The sequence below is a fragment of the Hyalangium ruber genome (assembly GCF_034259325.1).
In the GTDB taxonomy this organism is placed as follows: Bacteria; Myxococcota; Myxococcia; order Myxococcales; family Myxococcaceae; genus Hyalangium_A; species Hyalangium_A rubrum.
On sequence record NZ_JAXIVS010000014.1, the window covers coordinates 1 to 18,047 of the forward strand.

An 18,047-nucleotide genomic window follows, 5' to 3' on the forward strand; every position below is an offset into this window, starting at 1 on the left:
TGCGCTCGCTGCCATCGAGAACCCGGGCACCGTCACGCTGCCGAAGGCCCAGGGCTGACCACCTCTCCCTCCGTGCGGCCAAGGACGGGGCAGCTCCGTGTCGGGACGGGGCTCGGCGAGGACTTACGATCCGCAACGCCACCATCAAAGTGGAATACGCTGGCACGACCTTCCTGATCGACCCCATGCTGGCAAAGAAGGGCGCCTACCCTGGCTTCGAGGGCACCTACAACAGCCACCTGAGAAACCCGCTGGTGGAGCTGCCCATGCCGGTGAACGAAGTGATGAAGGCGGATGTGGTGATCGTCACCCACACGCACTTAGATCATTGGGATGACGCGGCCAGGCAAAATCTGCCCAAGAACATGCCGATCTTCGCGCAGAACGAAGAAGATGCCGAAAGCATCCGCAAGGACGGTTTTACGGACGTGCGTGTTCTGACCGAGAACACCGTCTTCAACGGCACGCGCCTGAGCAAGACCGGTGGCCAGCATGGCGATGACAAGATGATGACGGATCTCGGCAAGATCCTTGGCAAGGTCTCGGGCGTGGTATTCGAGCGCCCCGGCCATAAGACCGTGTATGTGGCCGGCGACACCGTATGGAACCGCCATGTGGAGGAGTCGATCCAGAAGTACCAGCCGGATGTGATCGTCCTCAACACCGGGTATGCGCGCGTGCTGGGCTATGACGGTTCGATCATTATGGGCAAGGAAGACCTTTACCGCGCCTACCAGTCCGCGCCGAAGGCCATGGTGATTGGTACCCACATGGAATCGGTCAACCACGCCACTCAGTCACGTGCGGAGCTGCGGGACTACATTGCGGAAAAGGGCCTGAACCCGCAGCGCGTGCGGGTGCCGGCGGATGGCCAGGCGTACAGCTTCTGAGCTTCCGCGGGTGGCCTTGCACCCTAAGGCCCGTCTCGCCTGCCTGCCTGCTCGTCACGAGCCCCAGCACGGAACCCCGTGGCGCCAGCAAGGTGCCACGGGGCTTTGTTTTGGCCTAAGTCCACAGCGATTTCGGGCTCACCCCCCTTTGCAAAGCGCCCGTCGTCCCTACCTTCCTGCCCGCATGAAAGGGCTCCCCGCATGAGCGCGGCAGCCCCCTTCGAGGAGGAACACGTGACGAAGAAGCTTCTGCTGGGTGCGGTGCTGGGTGCGCTGGTGGCCGGGACGGGCTGCCACCGCAGCACGCGAGAGAATGCCGAGGACAAGGCGGAGAAGGCCGGCGATAAGGTCGAGGACGCCGCCGACGACGCCAAGGATAAGGCCGAGGACACCGTGGAGAAGGCTGGCGACAAGATCGAGGATGCCACCGACAAGTGACGCCTCGCCGGAGGCCACGCTCGTCCTGGAGGTTCGCCAGGACGAGCAGCTCGGCTAAAGGTGCCGAAGCCCCAGTCGGGAGCGCGGAACATCTTCCGCCGACCTCCTTCCGGATGCGCATACGCTTGGCCCGCTCGATGATGAAGAACCTGAGCCAGGCCCTGGCATTTCCCACGGCACGACGCGATCCGGAGAGCGGCTACACGCTGCACGGCAGGTGGTTCGACGATCCTTACGCTTGGCTGGAACGGCTCGACACCGTGGAGTCCCAGGCGTGGATCGCGGCGCAGGAAGCAGTCACGCATGCGGTGCTGCGCGCGGTACACGGACGCGAGACGCTGAGGGCAGCGGTCGATCGCTCCGCGCGTTATGCACGGCTCTCGCCGCCGATTCCCGCCGGACCGCACGGCCGCGAGTTTCTCTGGCAGGCGGACGCCAGCGACGACAAGCTCAAGCTCATGCTCCGGCGCGGCAAGGACGCGCCGCTCGAGACGGTGCTCGACCCCAACACGTGGGCGAGCAACGAGGCGTTGGTCTTCGCCGTCCCGTCACCCGATGGGAGGCGGGTCGCGTTCGGGAAGGCCATTGGCGGGACTCAGTCCGCGGTGATCCACGTGCTCGACGTCGACACGGGACGGGTGCTCCCCGACAGGCCTCGCGGTACGAGCCACACGTCGCTGGCCTGGCGACCCGACGCCTCAGGGTTCTTCTACGCGGCGTGTCCCGAGCCGGGCGAGGTGCCCGAGGAAGACGCGGAGCACTGGAACGCCATCTACGAGCACCGGCTTGGCTCGGGAGTGCCGGCCCGCCGGCTCTTCGGCGACGACCATGAGAAAGAGCTCTGGTGCTCCGTCAAGATCAGCGAGTGCCGCCGCTTCGCCGTGCTCTACAAGTGGGACTACGTGCATGCCAACGTGGTCTACCTCCTGCGCCTGGCGGATGACGCGCTCGTGCCAGTGGCTCCCGTCATGCGGTCGCTCAACCAGGTGCAGGTGGTCGGTGACACGCTGCTCGTTCAAACCGACCTCGACGCACCGCGCGGTCGGCTCTGTGTCGCGTCGCTGGTGGCGCCGACAGAGTGGCGGACGCTCATCCCCGAAAGCGCGGACACGCTGCAGACGGTCACCGGTGTGGGCGGCCGGCTCTACGCGGTCTACTCGCATGCGGCAGCGCATCGCGTGCGCATCCACGCCGAAGATGGCACCTACCTCCGAGACCTTGCGTTGCCAGCCCTCGGCTCGGTGAATCGCAATGAGGGCGAGGGCATCGTCAGCGGCATCAGCGGCGCCTGGAGCGGCGGCGAGGTGTGGGTGAGCTTCATGTCGTACGTGCAGCCGCCATCGGTCTACCGGTATGACTACGCGACGGATCGCCTGTCGCCGTACCACGTGCCCGACGTCGGGCTCGACGCGTCTGAGTATGTGACGGACCAGGTCTGGTACGAGTCGCGCGACGGTACGCGGGTCTCGATGTTCCTCATCCACCGGAAGGGGCTGCCTCGCGACGGGCGCCAGGCGGTGCGGCTGAGCGGCTACGGTGGCTTCAACATCTCGGTGGAGCCGCGTTTCTCGGCGCTCAACGCCGCCTGGCTGAAGCTGGGCGGCGTGCTCGCCTTTGCCAACGTGCGAGGTGGCGGCGAGTACGGCCGTGCCTGGCACGAGTCGGCGTGCAAGACGCGGCGGCAGAACGCCTTCGATGACTACCTCGCGGCGGCGCGGTGGCTCGTCTCGGCGGGCTACACGAGTCCCTCCAGGCTTGCCTCGCGCGGCAACAGCAATGGCGGCTTGCTCGTTGCCGTCACCGCCATGCAAGCGCCCGAGGCCTTCGGAGCCGTCTTCTGCCGTGCGCCCACGCTCGACATGCTGCGCTTTCCGACCTTCGGCGCCTTGAACTCGGCAACGGTTGAATACGGCTCGCCCGAAGACCCGGTCGAGGGCGCATATCTCTCCGGCTATTCGCCCTACCACAACGTCCGAGCCGATCGCCGGTATCCGGTGATCGCCTTCGTGTCAGCGTTGAACGATCGGATCGCGCCGCCACACGACCCGCTCAAGATGGTCGCCAGGCTCCAGGCCGAAGGCACGCAGGGCGGACCCTATTTCCTGCTGCCGCTCCGGGACTCGGGGCACGGAGGAGGCACCACGCTGACGGCGCTCATCGAACAAGACGTCGACGAACTCAGCTTCTATTGCTGGGCGCTCGATGTCGCACCGTCAACGCGCAGGCTCTAGCGTCCTGTGTGCGGGTGGCGGTGGGTGCCCGTCCCCTTGGCAGGACCTTATGTACTGCGCGGAGATGTGGAGCGCCGCTGCGCCCACGGTCAATCGAGGCTGCTCAGCTCAGTCCTGCTGGAAGTGGCTGGGCTTGCCGTCGAAGTGTACCAGGCGCCCGAGTCCCTCGGCCTTCGCGCGCGGCATGAGGGTCCAGGTGCCGTCCGCGCGGCACAGGGCCGACGAGTGCCAGGGGGTGGTCCAGGCGTCGGGGGCGTCGAGGAGGCGGATGCCGAATTTGGCCGCGCCGATGGGCTGGGGGTGGATGGACAGTCTGACGGCGTTCGGGTGGTGCTCGGCGATGAGGTTGCCCCAGGCGCGACTGCGCTGGATGACGCCGTAGGCGCGCTGCCGGCAGGAGCGTTGGAGCGCGGAGCGGCTGCCAGACCAGTCGTGGGTGTCCTCGACGAGGAAGCGGGTGATGCCCCGATAGAGGGCGAGGGTGTCGTCGTTGGAGTGGACCTCGGCGCGCACGTCGTCCAGGGCGGGGGCATAGCGGTTGTGGGCATGGGCGCGTTTCGCGGGGTGCGGGAGGTCGCCGAAGACGTCGCGCAGGTCGAAGACGCGCAGCCTCTCCAGGCCCAATCGATCGATCTGTGTGCGGAGTTCGTCGGTATAGGCGTCGATGTGGTCGTCGGGAACGCCGACGAGGTCACCGAAGATATGTCCGTCGGAGCAGATGATCATTCGGGCGCCGGGCCGGTGGATCCGCTGGATCTCGAGGCACAGGGTGTCCAGGAAGGTAAGGGAGAGGCGCTCTCCGTGGTCGGGCAGGTGGCCGAGGACCTTGTCCGGGTTGGGGGACTTGCAGGGGAAGCCGGGCAAGGTGAAGACGACGGGGGCGTCGTCGCTCACGAATGCGGCGATGCCGCGCAGCTGGTGGGGGAACGCCTGCGCGGGGGCGGGGGTCAGGTCGGTCGTGCGGTGGTGACGCAGGAGGAGGTTCAGGATCGACGCGCTGATGCTCGTGGGGAGGGTGTCGAGGGTGTTCGTCTGCAACATGGAGGTCTCCTGGCGCGTCGGCGGGATGCGGCCGAGCGCAGTGGGGTAGTGGGTGGGGTGGGTCGGCGGGGTGTCGGTGTCAGAGGCGTCGGCCGTAGCCGACGGGCAGGTGGTGGGTTCCTCGGCCGAGGACGGCCGGAATCCACTCGAGGTCCTCGTCCCTGATGGACAGGTGCAAGCCGGGCAGCCGAGCCAGCAGGGTGCCGAGGGCGATCTGGAGTTCGGTGCGGGCCAGGGCGGCGCCGGGGCAGAAGTGGATGCCGTAGCCGAAGGCGAGGTGGGGGTTGGGGCTGCGGTCGAAGTCGAGGGTGTCGGGCTCGGGGAAGCGGTGCGGGTCGCGGTTGGCGGCGCACAGGGAGACGATCACCGAGTCGCCGGCGGGGACGCGCGTGCCGTGCAGGTCGCTGTCCCGGTCGAAGAAGCGCCAGGTGGTCAGCTCGAAGGCGCTGTCGTAGCGCAGGAGTTCCTCGACGGCGCGGGGTAGCAGGTCCGGGTTGTCGCGGAGGCGGGCGAGCTGGTCGGGGTGGCGGAACAGGGCAATCAGGGCGGTGGTGATCTGATTGGTGACTGGCTCCTGCCCAGCGACGAGGAGCTGGAAGATCATCGAGCTCAGCTCCTCCTGGGTCAGCTCATGGCGCTCGCAGGCCACGACGAGGCGGCTGAGCAGGTCGTCGGCTCCATGCTTGCGTTTGTGGGCCACGACGTCGGCGATGTAGCTCTGCAGGCCGTGCAGGCGTGCCTCGTACAGCGGTCGCCCGGGGTCGGTGGGGCCGACCGGCTGGACGACCTTCCCCCAGTCGCGGTCGAAGCGGCCTGCCAGCTCGGGTGGGAGACCGATGAACTCGGCGAGGACCTGGAAGGGGAAGCGGGCGGCGAAGCCGGTGACCAGGTCGGCAGGGCCGTACTCGGGTAGCCCATCGACCAGCGCGTCGGCCAGTTCCTGGAAACGAGGGCGGAGCTGTTCGACGCGTCGGGGGGTGAAGGCGTCCGTCACGAACCGGCGCAGGCGGGTGTGCCGGGGCGGGTCCTGGTGGAGCAGATGCACCTGGAGCTGGGAGTGCTGCGGCTCCGGCATGATCGAGGCGCGAGCCCGCCAGCGCTCGTTGCCTCGGTCGTGGTTCTTTCCGAGGCGCTCGTCGTTCAGCGCGGAGCGCGCGGCCTCGTAGCCGGTGACGAGCCAGGCGTGAACGCCGCTGGGGAAGAGCACGCGATGGACCGGGCCGGCCTCACGCATCCGCTCATAAAGGAGGTAGGGGTTGGCCTTGTAGGGACAGCCTGTGAGAGGGACCGGGTCGGGCAAGGTGTCCGGCTCGGCGGGGGGCATGGGTTCATGGCGGGGCATGGGTTCTCCTCAGAGGGCGAGCTCGGGCTGGGAGGGGTCCAGCCAAAGAGCGTCGACGAAACGTTCGAGGCGCAGGCGCTAGCCCCACTCCACGAGGGTTCGGCTCAGCTGCGGCTCACGTGGATAGAGAGGTGAAATAAATTTGTGCGGGCACTGCGTGACGGGCCCAGCCGGCCCGGGTACTCGGCATTCGTGCAAGGCACGCCCGGTGTACGCGCGGCATCACAAGCGCGAGGGAGGCCTTTCCTCGCGCGTGTCACACGGGGCGCGGTCGTCGCTCTCTCCATGTATGAGCACGAGAGATTCCAGTCGTGGGGATGCTCAGGCGATCCCCGATTCACCGCCGCGCTATCCGTTCGGGCCCGTCCGGGCCTTGGACCTCCATCCGCGGTACGCGGAGCTGTGCCGGGAGGAGCCGATCAGTCGCGTGAAGATGCCGTTCGGTGGTGAAGCGTGGCTGCTGACGGGCTACGCCGAGATCAAACAATTCCTGGCCGACCCGAGGTTCAGCTCCCTGGAAGCCACGGAGCCGGATACCGCCCGAGTCACCCCATTGCCGTTGCGGCCCGGAAACCTGCTCACGATGGATCCACCGGACCACACGAGGATCCGCCGCGTCGTGGCGAAGGGCTTCACGATGCGGCGGGTGGACCTGCTGCGCGACCGGATCCGTGACGTGGTGGACGCGCAACTCGACCTGCTCGTCGCGCAGGGACCCCCGGCGGACCTGGTCGCCAGTCTGGCGGTCCCGCTGCCGGTCGTGATGATCTCCGAGCTGTTCGGCATCCCCTACTCGGATCGAGAGCGGTTCCGCCGGTACTCCGACGTCTTCGTCGCCACCACGGCCTACGACGCCGCCGAGATCGACCGGTCCCGGACGGCGCTGGAGGAGTACTTCCAGGAGTTGATGGAACAGCGCCGCTCATCCCCCACGGAGGACCTCGTCAGCGCCTTGCTGGAGGCGATGGACACCGAGCGGCTGACACCGCTCGAGGCCGCTCGAACTGGTATCGGGATTCTCATGGCCGGCCACGAGACGTCGCTCAGCATGATCTCGAACAGCTGCTTCCTGTTGCTCTCCCAGCGCGAGCACTACGCCCGGCTGGTGGCCGAGCCCTCGCTGCTGCCGACGGCGGTCGAGGAGCTGCTGCGGTACATCCCGCTGCGCTCGACCGGGAGCTTCCCGCGGCGAGCGAAGGAGGACGTCGAGCTGGCCGGCGTACGGATCCGCAAGGGGGATACGGTCATCTTCCAGCGCGCGTCCGGGGATCGTGACGAGCGGGTCTTCACGTGCCCCGAGAAGATCGACCTCGCCCGTAGACCCAACCCGCACCTCGGTTTCGGCCACGGGGCGCATCACTGCCTCGGAGCATCTCTGGCCAGGGTCGAGTTGAGCCTCGCGATTGAAGGCCTGATCAATAGGTTCCCGGACCTGCGGCTCGCGGTCCCTAGCGACGAGGTGCCGTGGAAGCCCGGGCTGATCGCCCGCTGCCCCGCACGCATCGAGGTGACGTGGTGAGCGCCGGAACTTCCCTGCCCCGCCGCTGGCGGGTGCGAGTCACGGAGAGCTGTGCCGGTTGCGGGCTGTGCGTCATCGCGGCAGACCGCTACTTCCACCTCGTGGACGACTACTCACAAGCCCAGCACACCGAGGTCGATCCGGACGAGGCCGTGATCGCGGCGGCCGAGCTGTGCCCGATGAACGCCATCGAAGTGGTCGACGCCGAAACCGGCGCCGAGGTGGTGCCCACGCACTGAACTGGCCTCAGGCCCCGTTGGGCGGTTTGTCATCCGCGTGCTTGACAAGAAATAAGCATCTACTTATGTGTCATGCATGCAGAGCGCGGTCGTGGCCGAGGACAAGATCTTCCAGGCGCTGGCGGACCCCAGCCGCCGGGCGATCTTCGAGTCGCTCACGCGTGGCGAAGCGGCGGTGAAGGACCTCACGGCGCGCTTCGACATCTCGCAGCCGGCGGTCTCTCAGCACCTCGCCACCTTGAAAGAAGCCGGCCTGGTGAATGGCCGGCGCGAGGGGCGCTGCGTCTACTACCGGGTGGAGCCGCGCGGCCTGAAGCCGCTCATCGACTGGATTGCGCACTACCGCGCCTTCTGGACGGAGCACGTCGATCGCCTCGAAGAACTGCTGAAGAAAATGGACGAATGAGTTCCATCGACAAGCGCTGGTCGTGGCGATCGACCGCTGTCCACACAAACCGTTGATACTCGATAACAGGATCGCGAACATGGCCTCCTCCAGCAAGCACCCCGCAGACAGCCACGACCTGATCCGCGTCCAGGGCGCCCGGGAAAACAACCTGAAGGACGTCAGCGTCGACATCCCCAAGCGGCGGCTGACGGTGTTCACCGGCGTCTCGGGCTCGGGCAAGTCATCGCTGGTGTTTGGCACCCTCGCGGCGCAGTCGCAGCGGCTGATCAACGAGACCTACAGCGCGTTCGTGCAGGGCTTCATGCCGACGCTGGCCCGGCCCGAAGTCGACGTACTGGAAGGGCTGACGACCGCGATCATCGTCGACCAGGAGCGAATGGGCGCCAACTCCCGCTCGACGGTTGGCACGGCGACCGACGCCAACGCGATGCTGCGGGTGCTGTTCAGCCGCCTCGGCAAGCCGCACATCGGCTCGTCCAACGCCTTCTCCTTCAACGTCCCGTCGGTCAGCGCGTCCGGGCAGATCACGATCGAGAAGGGAGCCGGCAAGAAGACCGAGACGCGAACCTTCTCCGTCGCCGGCGGCATGTGCCCGCGCTGCGAGGGCATGGGACAGGTCAACGACATCGACCTGTCCCAGCTCTTCGACGACAGCAAGTCGCTCAACGAGGGGGCGCTCACCATCCCCGGCTACTCCGCCGATGGGTGGTACGTGCGCCTGTTCGCGGAGTCGGGCTTCCTCGACCCGGACAAGCCGATCCGGAAGTACACCAAGCAGGAGCGCCACGACTTCCTCTACAAGGAGCCGGTCAAGGTGAAGGTCGCCGGCGCGAACATGACCTACGAGGGGTTGGTCCCGCGGATCCAGAAGTCGTTCCTGTCCAAGGACGTCGACGCGATGCAGCCGCACATCCGGGCCTTCGTGGATCGCGCCGTCACCTTCACCTCCTGTCCCGACTGCGGCGGCACCCGGCTCAGCGAGGCGGCTCGGTCCTCGAAGATCAAGGGGAAGAACATCGCCGACATCTGCGCGATGCAGATCAGCGACCTGGCCGAGTGGGTGCGCGGGCTGGACGAGCCATCCGTCGCGCCGCTGCTGACGACGCTGCGGGAGACGCTCGACTCGTTCGTGGAGATCGGGCTTGGCTACCTCAGCCTCGACCGGCCGACCGGCACGCTGTCGGGCGGTGAGGCACAGCGCACCAAGATGATCCGCCACCTTGGGTCGTCGCTCACCGATGTGACCTACGTCTTCGACGAGCCGACCATCGGACTGCACCCCCACGACATCCAGCGGATGAACGAGCTGCTGCTGCGGCTGCGCGACAAGGGCAACACCGTCCTCGTGGTCGAGCACAAGCCGGAGACGATCGCGATCGCCGACCACGTCGTCGACCTCGGTCCCGGTGCCGGCACCGCCGGCGGCCAGGTGGTCTTCGAGGGTACCGTCGATGGGCTGCGAGCCAGCGGCACGCTCACCGGGCGTCACCTGAGCGACCGGGCCGCGCTGAAGCCGTCGGTGCGGAAGCCGTCGGGTGTGATGAAGGTGCGCGGCGCCCGTGCTCACAACCTGAAGAACGTCGACGTCGACATCCCGCTCGGCGTGCTGGTGGTGGTGACCGGCGTGGCTGGGTCGGGCAAGAGCTCTCTGATTCGCGGCTCGGTGTGTGGCCAGGACGGGGTGGTGTCGGTCGACCAGACGCCCATCCATGGCTCGCGGCGGAGCAACCCGGCGACGTACACCGACATGCTGGAGCCGATCCGCAAGGCGTTCGCGAAGGCCAACGGCGTGAAACCCGCCCTGTTCAGCGCCAACTCCGAGGGCGCCTGTCCGACCTGCAACGGCGCCGGGGTGATCTACACCGACCTGGGGATGATGGCCGGCGTCACCACGATTTGCGAGGAGTGCGAGGGCCGGCGGTTCCAGGCTTCGGTACTGAACTACCGGCTCGGTGGGCTCAACATCGCCGAGGTGCTCGACCTGTCGGTCCAAGACGCGGTCGGCTTCTTCGGCGCCGGCAAGGCGCATACACCGGCCGCGCACGCGATCCTGCAGCGCATGGCCGACGTGGGGCTCAGCTACCTGCGGCTCGGCCAACCGCTCACCACGCTGTCGGGTGGCGAGCGGCAGCGGCTCAAGCTCGCGACGCACATGGGTGCCGAAGGCGGTGTCTACGTGCTCGACGAGCCGACCACCGGGCTGCACCTGGCCGACCTCGAGCAGTTGCTCGGGATGCTGGATCGGCTGGTCGACTCCGGCAAGTCGGTCATCGTGATCGAGCACCACCAGGCGGTGATGGCGCACGCCGACTGGATCATCGACCTCGGGCCGGGCGCGGGCCACGACGGCGGGCGGATCGTGTTCGAAGGCACCCCGGCCGACCTGGTGGCGGCGAAGTCGACGCTGACCGGCGAGCACCTGGCGGCATTCGTCGGCAACCACCCGAAGGCTGCTCCATCAGATGGCGCTGGCCGGGCTGCTCGCCGTCCCAGTGCCGAGCGTGGCAGCCAGCGAGGCGCCCGCCCTCGCTGAGCGAGTCCGCCGCGTAGGACAGGGAGGCTGCGGCCCCGGGTGCGCATGGTTCGGAGATGGGTTGATCCGAAGATCGACTCGCGCGGACACGACAACGCCCCCGGCCGACAGCTCCGGGGGCGTGGGTCGCGACGGCAAGGCGCCGTGCGGCGACTAGATGATCGGCATGAAGATCTTCAGCCCGCTGCGGCCACTCGCGCCCAGCGTGTTTTGCTCGATGAAGTCGCTCACGGACGAGCGCCCATCGCCGGTGGTGATGGCGGTGTGGCCGTAGATGCTGCCAAGGCGCGAGGGGGTCCTCTCCCAGGTGAGCACCAGGCCGGGGATCTTCAGCGCCTCTTCGAGCGACATGTTGACCTGCTTGAACTTGTCGCGCGGCAGGTTGTCGTCGATCTGGTTGCCGTTGCCCCAGACCTTGAAGCCGAAGGCGTTCTGGATGGCCCGGCTCACGCCGGTCGCGCACAGGCCCTGGCTGTTGTAGCCGCCCATGCCCATCGCCGCCGCGCGGCCCGCTTCCGCCAGCCGGCGCATCGAGGGCGTCGCACTGCCCGGGGCACTGGCGCCCTGGGTCCCACCGACATTCCCGCCGCTCTGAGAGCCACCGGTGCTGCCCGAGTTAGCGCTGGGCTCGAAGCTGTCGCCCTGGCCGGGGATGCGCAGGGTGTTGCCCGTGTAGATGAGGTCCGGGTTCGCGATGTTGTTGACGCGCGCCAGCTCCGAGACGCTGGTCTTGAAGCGAGCGGCCAGGGCCGAGAGGGTGTCGCCTTGACGGATGCGGTAGGTGGACAAAGTCGTTCTCCTTGACCGATTATCGAGGTGTCCCTCGCGGAGTTGCGCTGGGGTTCTCGAATTCTTGGAAAACCCCCTCCTTCGCTGGCGGCGCCGCCGGGTCTCTTCGGGGGCAAGGAGTGTTTCCATGCGTCCTCCCCCTCGCCGCTCCTCTGGGCCGGGCCTGCTCTCGTGGCTGCTCATCCTGGGGGTGCTCGGGGTGGCGGTGGCGCTGCCCCTGCTCGGAGCCTGGGTGGCCTCCACGCTGGCCATCCATCACGGCGCCCCCGTGGCCTGGAGCGTGGCCGCGGGCCTGGGGCTCGGCCTGGGGCTGCCCCTGCTCTGGGAGGTGTGGAGTCTGCCCCGGCGCCAGCAGGGCCGGCCCGCCCGCCCGCGCTGGTTGCGGCTGCGCACCCGGTTGCTGCTGCGCACCTGGGCGGTGAACCTCGTGTTCCTCGCGGGCGCGCTGCTGCTCTCGCCCCGAGGCGTCTTCACCGCGCTCTCCACCCGAGGCGACTGGATGCTGCCGCCCTCCGGAGGCCCCGTGGTGGAGACGGCCCGGAGGCTCCTCTTCGTCGCGGCGGATGGCGTCGAGTGGGCCTACGTCCTGGCCACGGACAACCCCTATCGCGACCAGCTCATCGCCACCGCGCCCCGGCCCCCGCCTCCTCCCGCCCGGCCGGCACCGTTCGTGCCGCCCGTGCTCGTGCCGCCCGTACCCGTGCCGCCTCCCTCCGAGACGCCTGCCCCCCAGCCGATCCCTCCCACGGACGAGGTGCTCGGGGAGGAGGATCCCCTGGAGGACAGTGACGCGCAGGTGATCATCTCCTGGAAGACGGAGCCGCGTCCCCCTGAGCCCGAGCCCGAGGTTCCGGCAAAGCCCACCGAACCGAAGGTCGACGTGAGGGGGCTCAAGTCCTCCTGGCAGAATCCGGGGCTCCGGGCGCCCTCGGGGCCGGCAGAGAAGGGAGGCGCTGTCGCCTATCCGCTCCCCGACGTGCTCCACCCCCGCGTCGCCTCCCTTCCCCGCTCCGTGGAGACGGATCTGGTGTCCGTCGCGAAGTACCTCGTGGAGGGGGAGAGCGACCCCTTCCAGCGCGTCAAGGCGCTCCATGACTACGTGGCGGATCGCGTGGAGTACGACGTGCCGGCATACCGCGCGATGAAGATTCCGCCGCAGCCTCCCGAGGCCGTGTTCGAGAGGCGCCGGGCCGTGTGCGCGGGCTATGCGAACCTCTTCGCCGCCATGGGGCGCGCCGTCGGGGAGGAGGTCTTCACCCTCTCGGGCGAGGCCATCAAGCCCGGAGGGGAGAAGGAGCTGGAGTCCCATGCCTGGAACGCGGTGCGCATCAACGGCGACTGGTACCTCGTGGACGTCACCTGGAACGCGGGCTCGGTGGGTGGGGACCTGTTCACCCGCCGCTACCGGACGAAATACCTCTTCATGCCTCCCCAGGAGTTCTTGCAGAGCCATCTGCCGGAAGATGCTGGCTGGCAGTTGTTGGATGTGCCGCTCGAGCGGGGTGAAATCCTACGGCAGGCCCGCGAGAGCCATGTGAGCCGCGGCGGTTCGCTGCCGGCCAGGACCGAGACGGCGGCGGAGGAGAAGCGGGAATGGGAGGGCATCCGCATCCTCCAGCCCCCCCGACCGCTCGAGGAGGTCCGTGGGCGCTTCATCGTGGAGATCGACAACCCCAAGCGCCTGCCGACCGAGATCTCCCTCCTCAACCTCCAGGATGGCAGCAAGGAGGACTGCTTCTCCCAGTCCTGGGGCACGCGGTACAGCTGCTCGGTGCCGCGAAAAGGCCTCTACCGGATCCAGGTCTTCGCTGGCCCCCAGACGCCTCCGAAGCTCATGGCGCAGCTCGAAGTCCAGGGGACGAATTGACCGTCCGAGCGTGCGCCGCTCAGTTCTTCGGAAAGCGCACGTGGAGCGAGCTGGGCCCGCGATCCTGCAAGTTGGAGCCCTGGTAGTTGTAGGGCGTGCCGACGAGCTCCCAGCGCGGAAGCGTGAGCAGGGCGCGCAGGGCCTCCTCGGCCTCCAGCCGAAGGAGAGAGGCCCCGGGGCAGTAGTGCGCACCGACGCCGAAGGTGACATGCCGGTTGGGCGTCCGGTGGATGTCGAAGCGATCGGGATTCGGAAACACCTCGGGGTCTCGATTGGCCGACGCGGTCATCGCGTGGACGAACCGCCCCTTGGGGATGTGCGTGCCGCCGAGCTCCGTGTCCTCCACGCACAGCCGGTTGATGGACAGGACGGAGGGCTCAAGGCGCATGCTCTCCTCGATGGCGCCTCGCATGAGCCCCGGGTCCGCCCTCAACGCGCTCAGCTGCTCGGGGTGCTTCAGGAGCGCGAGAACGGTGTTGGTGAGCTGGTTCGTCGACGTGACGAAGCCCGCGCCGATCATCTGGAAGGACTGGAAGACGGCCTCGCCCGTGAGGTGGGCGTTGCCCTCCTCCCCCGCGATGAACTGGCTGATGAGGTCGTCTCCGGGCGTCGCGCGGCGCTTCTCCAGGAGGTCTCGCAGGTAGGCCATCATGTCATTGGAGGTTCGCCGCACGGAGCTCCGCACGTCGTCCGTGTTGACCGCTGCCCCCGAGGGCTTGAGCAGGTCCTTCGCCCAGCGCATGAACCGCGGCCGGTCCGCCTCGGGGAGCGCGAACAGCTCGGCGATGGTGTTGAGGGCGATGGGCTCCGCGAAGTCGGCGACGACGTCCATCTCTCCTTGGCGACGTCCCTTCTCCAGGGTCCGCTCCACGAGCGCGGCGAGCCGAGGTCGGAAGCGCTCGAGCGCCGCGGTCGTGAAGCTCTTCATGATGAACTGGCGCAGCACCGTGTGCCGAGGCGGATCCTGGAAGAAGACGAGCCGGGACCAGTCCGCGAGCATCTCCTTCGAGGCCGTATCCTCTCCCAGCAGCCCGAGCCCTCCCAGCAGCTCGTTCGCGCGCCGCGAGGAGAAGTGCGGGCTCTTGGTGAGCGCCTCGATCTCGGCGCCGCGCGTGAGGATGAAGCACTGGTAGGGCTCGAAGAAGTAGACGGGAGCCTGGGTTCGCAGCCGCTCGAACGTGGGGAACGGGTTGGCGAAGAAGCTCTCACTCATCAGATCGATACTGGCGCTCACGCTCATCGTTCCTCCGGGCAGACTCACCCTGCACTATCCCCGCTTCTTCTTGCCCCGCGCCACTTCGGTGGCCAGGGCATCCAGCCGCGGCGTCCAGAACGCACGGAACCTGCCCAGCCAGGCATCCACCTCGGCCAGGGGCGCGGCGTCCATGGCGTACAGCCGCCGCGGTCCGTCTACCCGCACCGTGGCGAAGCCGCTCTCTCGCAGGACCTTCAGGTGCTGCGAGACCGCCGACTGGGTGATGCCGAACTCGCGCTGGACCACGGCGACGATCTCACCCGAGGCGTGCTCGCCTTCCGCCAGCAGCTCGAGGATGCGGCGGCGAACCGGATCGCCAAGGACGTCGAAGGCATGCATCAGCCGCCTGTATAAAACGCCGCCGTGCGCTCGGCCATCCCTCGGGCCACTTCGGGGGCCTCGCCCGCCGCCGCGTGGGCCGCGCCCCAGGCTTCGGCGCTCGCACGGATGAAGGCCTTGGCCTCGTCCGAGGCCATCCAGGCGGGGTTGGCTTCCGGGGGGACGGTGTCTCCGTTCTCGACGTGCCGGCCCAGGCCCAGGAAGCCCAGGTCCCAGCCTACGCCCGCGCCGCCGGGCCCGAACTGGGTCCAGAACTGCTCGACGTCGGCGGAATGCACGATGTGCTCGAGCGTCAGCCGCGTGTCCTTGCCCTCCGGTGCGAGGCGAACGGTCACCCAGCTCATGCCGCCGCCCATCTCCCAGGTGACGTCGAAGGCCGTGGGCGGGTCGCAGCGGGTGATGGTCCCGCCAGCGTTGCCCTTGAGCTGATATCGACCGCCCAGACGCAGCTCCCCCTCGATGGGCATGAACCAGCGCGGGATGCGCTCGGTGTGGGTGAGGGCGTCCCACAGGTCCTGGGGGTCGGTGTGGTAGACGCGGGTGGCGATCACCACTCGGGCCGGTTTGCCTTCGTGCTCGCGCTCGACGAACTCGCGTACCTGGGCGCCAATGGCGTTGTGCAGCATGTGCGAACCTCCCCTTCCAGGGTCGTTACAGGCTGTCCTTATATTAGTGCCGTCTTAAATGCCTGCAAGCCACGAAGTGCGCGGGGATAATCGCGGGATGGAAGATCCAATCCTGGTCCGGGTGGTCGAGGCGCTTCGGCACGTTCAAGGCCTGTCCGCGCTCGTCCTTGGCGGTTCGCGAGGGCGGGGAACGGCGGGCCCCAAGTCCGACTACGACATCGGCCTGTACTACGAGCCGGATGCTCCCTTGGACATCGAGGAGCTGCGCTCGGCCATCGCCCCGCTGGTCGATGACCCTTCGTCGACGGTGACCCAGAGGGGCGAATGGGGCCCGTGGATCAACGGCGGGGGCTGGCTCACCATCGGCGGCGTCGAGGTCGATCTGCTCTACCGCGACCTCGGCCGCGTGAGCGCCATCATCGCCGACGGGCGGGAGGGTCGCTTCTCGATGAACTACCAGGTGGGGCACCCCCACGGCTTCTGCTCCACCATCTGGATGGGCGAGGTCGCGACGTGCCAGCCGCTCTTCGATCCGTCCGCCCGCATCGCCGAGCTGAAGCGCCAGACGTGGCCGTATCCAAAGGCACTGAAGGACGCGCTGATCTTCCGCTTCGGCTGGGAGGTGGACTTCGCCATCGACAACGCCGAGATCGCGGCCCGGCGCGCCGAGCGCACGCACATCGTGGGGTGTGCCTACCGGTCGCTGAGTTGCATGGCCCAGGTGCTGTTCGCCCTCAACGGCCGCTACCTGATCAACGAGAAGGGCGCCGTCGCCGAGGCCGCGACCTATCCGCTGACGATCAAAGGTCTGGCCGAAGCGCAGAACGAGCTCTGGAAAGACATCGGTGATGGGAACCACGAGGGCGCGCTGCGCCGCCTGCGAGACATGTCAGGCAGCCTGCGGGCCCTCGTCTCGGGTGCCTCTTGAGGAGGACACCCTTTACGCCTGCCGGAGCCCGACGACTTCTCCGTAGCCGCCGGGGATGAAGAAGTCGTGCGTTTCCATGCCCATGATCCGCAGCGCGGTGGTCACGACGTCCGCGGACCTGGGCACGCGGCTCGAGGGCTGACCGGTCTCCTCGATGATGTCCACCGGGACGCCGAGCCCGCGATTCGTGTACGAGCCCACCTGCCGATTGCCCGCCACGTTTCCGCCCGCGAAGCAGACCGAGGTGAAGGGGTGGTGGTCATCCGGCAGGGAGTAGGTGCCGTCGCTTCCGCGAGAGGCCCAGCTGCGGCCGAACTCACTCATCACCAGCACGAGCGTGTCATCGAGCAGCGTCTTGCCCGGCTTGCCGGGGGCAGGAGCGGCCTTGAGCTCGCCCAGGAAGCGCGCGACGCAGTCCATCAGTCCGCGGCCGTGCGCGCAGCTGTAGCCATGGCCCAGGGCGTTGTGGGTGTCGAAGTCGAGCTGCAGCGAGACATGCACCGAGGTGCAGAGGTCCGACTTGAGCAAGCGCAGCGCGAGATCCATCCGCGGGTCGAGCCCGGTGAGGTGGAAGTTCGCGGTGCCGAAGGTGTACGTGAAGGACTGGTTCGACAGGTAGCTCGACAGGTACGCGGGGCGGTTCGTCCGCAGCGTGGCGATGCCCTGGGTTCCTTCCAACAAGGACACGACATCCGTCGCGAGCACGCGAGAGACCGACGACAGCGAGCCATGCAGGCCTTCGAGGTAGTTGTCCACCTTCGCCGTCGAGCGGTCCATCAACTGCTGGGCGCGCGTGAGCGAGAAGCGCTCCACCGTGGTCGTCTTCAGGGTGCCGCCGGTGGGCTGACCGCGCGCGTCCAGCTCGGGACCTTCGGTGCGAGCATCGAGCCCCGTCCACCAGGGGTTGTCCGCGGGCTTCGCGGAGAGCTGCGGTTTGAGCGCTTCGATGGACGGCACGCGCACCGGCGAGGCGTGTGAGGGCAGCCCCATTCCGAGCGGCGTGCCGCGCTCACCCGAGACGACCACGAACGGCAGCGGCCTGCTCTCGCGGTGCTGCTCGAACAGGTGATTGGCGATGATCGAATGAACGGCCGGTGCCCGGTAGTCCGCGCCGGCCACACCGCACATCGAGGAGATGAACGCGCTCGAGTGGTCGTTGGTGCCCTGGTCGATGCCGTGCAGCACGCTCAGTTGCTCATGCAGCGCGAAGTGCGAGTAGCCGTACATGAGCGGGCTGAAGCCGCCGCGCGCGGCGGGGTTGCCAGGGTCCCACGACCGCCAGGTTCGCAGCGGCTTGTAGGGACCGTTCGCGGCCGCGAGGTCCACCACCTTGCTCGCGTCGAAGAAGACGGGCTCGCCGCTGTAGCTGGAGGGCGCCGGGATGCAGCGCGGAATGTCCGCGTCCTCCAGCGGGGTGAAGTAGTACGCTGGCCGGTAGCCACCCGGGATGTAGAGCACCGCGAGCCGTGAGGGGACGTCGATTCCCGCGGCGTGCGCGGTGCTCGAGCCGAGCAGCCCCGCGCGGTCGAGGAGCGCGAGCTGTCCCGCGCCGAGGGCCCACTTGAGCAGTGTGCGACGAGAGGTGTTTCTCATGGTGTCCT

At 68.0% G+C, this 18,047-nt stretch carries 16 protein-coding genes; 9 read left to right on the forward strand and 7 right to left on the reverse strand.

Annotation, left to right across the window (positions count from 1 at the left end; genetic code table 11):
* The 3 genes from SYV04_RS32680 to SYV04_RS32690 all read left to right on the forward strand — a co-directional run.
* A partial coding sequence (locus SYV04_RS32680) for an MBL fold metallo-hydrolase (RefSeq protein WP_321549906.1) occupies positions 1–890 on the forward strand: 890 nt, incomplete at its 5' end.
* Positions 891–1,124: 234 nt separating this feature from the next.
* Positions 1,125–1,328, forward strand: a complete 204-nt coding sequence (locus SYV04_RS32685; RefSeq protein WP_321549907.1) for a YtxH domain-containing protein — start codon at positions 1,125–1,127, stop codon at positions 1,326–1,328.
* A gap of 125 nt (positions 1,329–1,453) precedes the next feature.
* Complete coding sequence (locus SYV04_RS32690; RefSeq protein WP_321549908.1) at positions 1,454–3,559, forward strand: prolyl oligopeptidase family serine peptidase; 2,106 nt, start codon at positions 1,454–1,456, stop codon at positions 3,557–3,559.
* A 108-nt stretch (positions 3,560–3,667) separates the two neighbouring features.
* On the opposite strand, the gene SYV04_RS32695 is transcribed toward SYV04_RS32690, so the two are convergent.
* Both SYV04_RS32695 and SYV04_RS32700 read right to left on the reverse strand, forming a co-directional pair.
* Positions 3,668–4,600: an isocyanide synthase family protein gene (locus SYV04_RS32695; protein WP_321549909.1), complete on the reverse strand. Its 933-nt coding sequence runs from the start codon at positions 4,598–4,600 to the stop codon at positions 3,668–3,670.
* Positions 4,601–4,679: 79 nt separating this feature from the next.
* Positions 4,680–5,942, reverse strand: coding sequence for a cytochrome P450 family protein (locus tag SYV04_RS32700; RefSeq protein WP_321549910.1), 1,263 nt, complete (start codon positions 5,940–5,942; stop codon positions 4,680–4,682).
* 433 nt (positions 5,943–6,375) lie between these two features.
* Here SYV04_RS32700 and SYV04_RS32705 point away from each other — a divergent pair, with 433 nt between their 5' ends.
* From SYV04_RS32705 to SYV04_RS32720, 4 genes are all read left to right on the forward strand, one after another.
* Positions 6,376–7,461, forward strand: coding sequence for a cytochrome P450 (locus SYV04_RS32705; RefSeq protein WP_321550159.1), 1,086 nt, complete (start codon positions 6,376–6,378; stop codon positions 7,459–7,461).
* Complete coding sequence (locus tag SYV04_RS32710; RefSeq protein WP_321549911.1) at positions 7,458–7,700, forward strand: ferredoxin; 243 nt, start codon at positions 7,458–7,460, stop codon at positions 7,698–7,700. Before SYV04_RS32705 ends, SYV04_RS32710 begins: the two co-directional genes overlap by 4 nt.
* Positions 7,701–7,776: 76 nt before the next feature.
* Entirely contained in the window at positions 7,777–8,106 is a 330-nt protein-coding gene (locus tag SYV04_RS32715) for an ArsR/SmtB family transcription factor (protein ID WP_321549912.1), read from the forward strand.
* A 79-nt stretch (positions 8,107–8,185) separates the two neighbouring features.
* The gene (locus SYV04_RS32720) at positions 8,186–10,642 is read left to right on the forward strand and encodes an excinuclease ABC subunit UvrA (RefSeq protein WP_321550160.1); all 2,457 of its coding nucleotides are present in this window, start codon (positions 8,186–8,188) and stop codon (positions 10,640–10,642) included.
* Between the two features lie 153 nt (positions 10,643–10,795).
* Here the strand turns inward: SYV04_RS32720 and SYV04_RS32725 are convergent, their stop codons facing one another.
* On the reverse strand, positions 10,796–11,431 hold the full coding sequence (locus SYV04_RS32725; RefSeq protein ID WP_321549913.1) for a LysM peptidoglycan-binding domain-containing protein: 636 nt from the start codon (positions 11,429–11,431) through the stop codon (positions 10,796–10,798).
* 127 nt (positions 11,432–11,558) lie between these two features.
* Between SYV04_RS32725 and SYV04_RS32730 the strand changes: the two genes are divergently transcribed.
* Positions 11,559–13,298: a transglutaminase domain-containing protein gene (locus SYV04_RS32730; RefSeq protein ID WP_321549914.1), complete on the forward strand. Its 1,740-nt coding sequence runs from the start codon at positions 11,559–11,561 to the stop codon at positions 13,296–13,298.
* A 19-nt stretch (positions 13,299–13,317) separates the two neighbouring features.
* Here the strand turns inward: SYV04_RS32730 and SYV04_RS32735 are convergent, their stop codons facing one another.
* Genes SYV04_RS32735 through SYV04_RS32745 form a run of 3 tightly spaced genes read right to left on the reverse strand, consistent with a single transcriptional unit; the run spans position 13,318 to position 15,518 of the window.
* Positions 13,318–14,532 carry a cytochrome P450 gene (locus SYV04_RS32735; protein ID WP_321549915.1) on the reverse strand — a complete coding sequence of 405 codons (1,215 nt, stop codon included), beginning with the start codon at positions 14,530–14,532 and terminating at the stop codon, positions 13,318–13,320.
* A 33-nt stretch (positions 14,533–14,565) separates the two neighbouring features.
* Positions 14,566–14,892, reverse strand: coding sequence for an ArsR/SmtB family transcription factor (locus SYV04_RS32740; RefSeq protein WP_321549916.1), 327 nt, complete (start codon positions 14,890–14,892; stop codon positions 14,566–14,568).
* The gene (locus SYV04_RS32745; protein ID WP_321549917.1) at positions 14,892–15,518 is read right to left on the reverse strand and encodes an SRPBCC family protein; all 627 of its coding nucleotides are present in this window, start codon (positions 15,516–15,518) and stop codon (positions 14,892–14,894) included. The genes SYV04_RS32740 and SYV04_RS32745 overlap by 1 nt, the downstream gene beginning before the upstream one ends.
* 97 nt (positions 15,519–15,615) lie before the next feature.
* On the opposite strand from SYV04_RS32745, the gene SYV04_RS32750 reads away from it, so the two are divergent.
* Positions 15,616–16,446: a nucleotidyltransferase domain-containing protein gene (locus SYV04_RS32750; protein WP_321549918.1), complete on the forward strand. Its 831-nt coding sequence runs from the start codon at positions 15,616–15,618 to the stop codon at positions 16,444–16,446.
* 12 nt (positions 16,447–16,458) lie between these two features.
* Here the strand turns inward: SYV04_RS32750 and SYV04_RS32755 are convergent, their stop codons facing one another.
* Complete coding sequence (locus tag SYV04_RS32755) at positions 16,459–18,039, reverse strand: DUF1501 domain-containing protein (RefSeq protein WP_321549919.1); 1,581 nt, start codon at positions 18,037–18,039, stop codon at positions 16,459–16,461.
* Between the last annotated feature and the right edge of the window lie 8 nt (positions 18,040–18,047).